The organism is Nocardia sp. NPDC058518, from assembly GCF_042719655.1.
In the GTDB taxonomy this organism is placed as follows: Bacteria; Actinomycetota; Actinomycetes; order Mycobacteriales; family Mycobacteriaceae; genus Nocardia.
The window spans coordinates 1-4,406 of sequence record NZ_JBHXNJ010000022.1; the positions used below are offsets into that span (position 1 = coordinate 1).

At 66.7% G+C, this 4,406-nt stretch carries 5 protein-coding genes and 1 pseudogene; 1 reads left to right on the forward strand and 5 read right to left on the reverse strand.

The window, feature by feature from the left end:
* Window positions 1-108: 108 nt before the first annotated feature.
* The gene (locus tag ACFWPX_RS29585; protein ID WP_378930900.1) at window positions 109-342 is read right to left on the reverse strand and encodes a hypothetical protein; all 234 of its coding nucleotides are present in this window, start codon (window positions 340-342) and stop codon (window positions 109-111) included.
* Window positions 343-520: 178 nt separating this feature from the next.
* Between ACFWPX_RS29585 and ACFWPX_RS29590 the strand changes: the two genes are divergently transcribed.
* Window positions 521-751 carry a hypothetical protein gene (locus ACFWPX_RS29590; RefSeq protein ID WP_378930902.1) on the forward strand — a complete coding sequence of 77 codons (231 nt, stop codon included), beginning with the start codon at window positions 521-523 and terminating at the stop codon, window positions 749-751.
* Between the two features lie 68 nt (window positions 752-819).
* Here the strand turns inward: ACFWPX_RS29590 and ACFWPX_RS29595 are convergent.
* The 4 genes and pseudogenes from ACFWPX_RS29595 to mycP all read right to left on the reverse strand — a co-directional run.
* Window positions 820-1,187: pseudogene (locus tag ACFWPX_RS29595) on the reverse strand (DUF4158 domain-containing protein); the annotation flags it as partial.
* A gap of 309 nt (window positions 1,188-1,496) precedes the next feature.
* Window positions 1,497-2,501, reverse strand: coding sequence for a hypothetical protein (locus tag ACFWPX_RS29600; RefSeq protein ID WP_378930904.1), 1,005 nt, complete (start codon window positions 2,499-2,501; stop codon window positions 1,497-1,499).
* The gene (locus ACFWPX_RS29605) at window positions 2,498-2,644 is read right to left on the reverse strand and encodes a hypothetical protein (RefSeq protein WP_378930906.1); all 147 of its coding nucleotides are present in this window, start codon (window positions 2,642-2,644) and stop codon (window positions 2,498-2,500) included. The genes ACFWPX_RS29600 and ACFWPX_RS29605 overlap by 4 nt, the downstream gene beginning before the upstream one ends.
* Before the next feature lie 5 nt (window positions 2,645-2,649).
* Window positions 2,650-4,071 carry a type VII secretion-associated serine protease mycosin gene (gene mycP / locus ACFWPX_RS29610; protein ID WP_378930908.1) on the reverse strand — a complete coding sequence of 474 codons (1,422 nt, stop codon included), beginning with the start codon at window positions 4,069-4,071 and terminating at the stop codon, window positions 2,650-2,652.
* Window positions 4,072-4,406 lie beyond the last annotated feature (335 nt).

Consider the following 4,406-nt stretch of genomic DNA (forward strand, 5'->3'; position numbering starts at 1 on the left):
AACCTGGCCAACGTGAAGCTGCATAACGTCCGCTACGACCTCACAACTAAATGGCCGGTCGGGTTCGTGCCTCCGCCGAGCCGCTGACAAGCAGCGGCAATCGTCGGATCAGCGGGCAATTTCTCGCCCGTGCTTTGTCCCGCCGCGGCACCAGGCTCCGTCGAAATCATATTCGCCGGGGTCGATGATGGTGTTTTGGCCATCGCGGACCGCGTCCCCACCGCCTTTTCTGCACTGCTCAAGGGTGACAGGCGGGAGGCTGGCAGTGGCCACCCCACCTCCCGACAGTGTCAACGCCACAACGGCGAAAATGCCTCCCATGACCGAGCGTGTCTTGCTCATCAGATGTCCTCCCGAACTGCGATCTGAGTCACTATCGTGCTTGCAAATGTAAGTGCAGATGCACGCTCATTCCTGAGCTGCGACTGACAAAACCCGAGCTAATCCCGAACTTCGGTCGCTCGGCGCGGCAAGTGGATACCGTTGCCGCGCAAGGACAGTGGACGAAGGGATTGGCGTGATGTTGTGCACTCACGTGCCGGACTGGTCTCTCCAGGCGGTCATCAGCGGGCAGGACAGCGTCGCCGACGTCCTGGCGATCCCGACGTGCGAGGACTGCTCACTCACACTGAGCAACGAGATCGTGAGCGCGACCGGCCTTCCGGTCACCTTCCGGCGCTTCAGCTCGGGCGGCATCGCTTCGCAGGTCAGTCGCTACAGCCCACGCGATAGCGCTTCGCCGGTCAGTTGAGTCGCCCGTGGGCTCGGTGCAGCTCGTAGATCGCGGCGCGGTCCTCGTCGTCGTCAAGGCCCCGGACCTTTCAGCTCCATCACCCCGGCCTGTCGCGAGCCCAGATACTGCGCTACTAGGCGCACATGCTCACTGCGGGTCTGCGCGCGACGGCCGTATGAACGAAGCTGCGCCACATCGACCTTCAACTGCTCCGCCAAACGTGCCACCGCCACCGGTGGCGCGCAGGCAACCTTGTCCGGCACGAATCTCAGCCACGGCAGACTGCACAGGATCACCGCCAACCCCAGGCGCACACCCGCCCCCGCCCCTGCGGTGCGACGAACGCCAAATCCGCTGGGATGAGGGTGAAGAACCGGAACACCTCCTCCCGGCTGATCTCCGGGAACTTCCGAAGACGCGCCAACTCCTCGTCCGCGAACACCCGCGTCGCCACTAACCTCAGCCTCCAGCACGCCGACCAACCCCATCGGCAGCCAACCCAAGCACCAACCACCCCACCCCGCAGGCAGAACGGTCGAATCACCCTCTACCCGGTAGGCATCCTGAACTTCGTTGGATTCTCGGCGATTACTACCGGGACCCCTTGGATGCCGCTGGGGCGTACGCGTTCAGAATGCGGTTGGTCGATCTTGTCCCTTGGAGCGAATGAGACGGTTGGCGGGGCGCGAGTCTGATTGATGCGGCGTCCGGTGACCGGTGGTCTCCACGTGCTCGCGGCGGTCGTGCGCGGCGAAAGTTGGTGTCAGCTCAGCTGATTCGACGCGGGGTCTCGTAGCTTGCGGGCGCTGGCGATGGGGCGCATAGTCACGGCCGCGATGGTGAGGGTGGTCGCGAGGATCCAGCTCACGGGGGAGTGCCCGATCGAGGGCGTGCCGAAAAGGGTCGCGGTGATCACGGCGGCGACGGTGACTTGGATGAGTCCTTCGGCGGGAGCTACGAGTCGGCTCGCGGTGTGCCGGGTGGTGGGCACCGCGTAGAGACCGGCGACGACGGCGGCGGGGGCAAGTCCGAGCCACATCCAGGTGGGGGCGCCCAGCGTTGTGCCGAATCGGTGGAGCCATCGTGGGATCGACATCGCGGCGTCGAAGATCGGGTAGGTGGCCGGGTCGAAGCCGGAGTTGGTGGCGTAGTGGTTCCAGATCGGCCAGAAGCTGAACACGGCCACGTACGCGGCGACACGGGCCCACCATTTCGTCGTGGTGGTAGCGGCTTTGACGAGCTGGCGGCGCGGCAGGGTGGAGGTGAGCCGCACGTCGGCCTTTTTGGGTGTGGCCAGCTGTGTGGTCGGTGTGTGGCGTAGTCCGGGGTAGGCGGCGACCATGGTGTCGAGGTCGTCGTAGAAGGTGACGTCGTCGTCGAGGTTGTCGGTGATCTTGCTGCGTAGGGATGGGTCGACGACGGTGGGTTCTGCCCAGAGGGCGACTACGCGGGCGGCTTGGGCTCGGTAGCCGTGTTCGCCTTCGAGCACAGCGCCTTCCAGGGCGATGACGGCGACGAGTCCGTGGGCTTGGCTGTATTGCGCGCGTAGCGGCCTGGTGTCGGCGAAGGCGTAGATGCCGCAGTCGCAGGTCTCGTCGGGCACGTTGTGGACGGAGCCGGGGTAGGCCAGGCAGGTCGCGATGCAGTGGCCGCGGGTCCAGGCGTTGGCGCCGCGGTAGTACCGGTGTGCTGCGACCGGCAGCAGTCGACCGCTCGGATCTACACAGAAGGTCCTGACGGCGTAGAGACCGACGGCGAGGTCGGTCATCGCGTCGGGGCAGGTTCGCGGCGCGGCGCGGGTGCGGGTTCGCGCACGGGATTCGGTGCGGCCGGTTCGGCGGGCACGGGCAGCACCGGCTTGGTGGTTGGGATCACCTCGATGCGGCGGCGGATCGGTCCGATGTCGCCCATACGGTTCAGTCCCCGCGTCCGCGGAATGCCCGATTGAGCGGGAATGAGGCGAGGTAGCCGAGGATGCAGAGCAGCGCGACGACGCCAGCGCCGATCAGTGAGACGTTGCGGGCGGTGTTGTCGGGTGCGGGTGCTGCTTCGGGCACGGGCAGCTGGATGTTGCGGCCGAGAGCGCTCGAGGGCTTCTTCGTGAGGACCTGGGTGGTATCGACGTCGTGGGTGAGCGCGGCGACGGGGTCGATGGTGCCGAATCCACCGAACGGATTCCAGCCCTCGGGTGTCTTGTGGGTCGTGGCCTGGATCCGGTGGATGACCTGCGCGGCGGTCAGGTTGGGGAATCGGTCGCGTACCAGCGCGGCGACGCCTGCGACGTAGGGGGCCGCGAAGGAGGTTCCGGCGATATTGGCGTCGGCGCCCTGGGTGGTGATGGTGGCGTAGGCCAGGCCCGCGCTGTTGGGGTCTAGGGAGACGATCTGTTCGCCGGGCGCGGAAACCCCGACCCAGGGGCCGGGGACGGTGAATTTGCTGGGTTGTCCGTTGAGGTCGACTGATCCGACGGACAGGACATAGTCGTCGTACCAGGCCGGGGTGACCGCGGTGGTCATGGAGTCCCACGGGTCGGCGCCGGGGTTGAGCGGGTTGATGCCGGGATTGCCGGTGCAATTTTTGTTGTCCGTATTTCCGGCGGAGGCGACGATGACGGCGTCTTTCACAGTCGCGGCGTAGGCGACGGCCGCACCGAGTTTGCGGTCGGCCATCGACGGTGTCCCGCAAGCAACTTCGCTGATGTTGATGATGGTGGCGCCCATGTCGGCGGCATGGCGCACCGCGTCGGCGAGGCTGGACACCGTGCCGACGCCGCCGCCGTTCTTCGGATCGTTGGGATCGACCTCTCGGCCTTTGACTCGATAGGCGCCCGAGGATTGCCGGATGGCGATGATCTGGGCTTCCGGTGCGACGCCGACGAAGGTGTCGCTGGTGGAGGGTTGTGCGGCGATCAGCCCGGCGACGAACGTGCCGTGGGCGTCGCAGTCTTGGGTGCCGTCGCTGTCGGCGACATAGTCGCCACCTCCGATGAGGTTGGGCAGGCGCGGATGGCGCGCGACACCGGTGTCGATGACGGCGACGGTCTGCCCGGCGCCTTTGCTGAACTGCCAGGCGGGTTCGAGCCCGAGGTAGACCTGGGAGGGCGGTGTCGCCATCGAGTTGCGGGTTCGGGTGCTGGTGCAGGGGTTCGCGATCTCGACGTCGGCGGCCGGTTTCGGCGCGGCGTCGGCCGGCAGTGCTGACATGTCGATCGCTGGCGGTCTGGCCGCGGTCGCGGCCGGTGCGCCGATGCTCACCGAGGTTCCGACGATGCCCGCGACTAGCGCTACCCGAATAATTCCGTGCGCCTGCTGACGCCCCCACCAATTGCTCCCACGCACTGCGGCATTGTCTCACATCGGAGGTTCGCGGGAATTCGCCGGCTGTTGGTGCCATCACCCGCGGGAGCCGTTGACGTCTGGTCCGATGGTGATGGCGTAGCCGGTAGCCGGGACCGGATCGGCGGAGCGGGGTTTTCGCTATTTGTCGCCGGGTTTGCGCCACAGGACGGGGGTTTCGGCGGCGAGTACCGGAATCGTGTCGCGGCCGACCAGGAACCCAAACAGGAGTTGCCCCCGGCGATCGGGGGGGGCCACACTGCGTTGTGGGGTTAATGGGGTGGGGGGGCCCACTAAGCGCCCGGTGCGTTAGGGGTACCCGGGTGGCGACCCAGGGC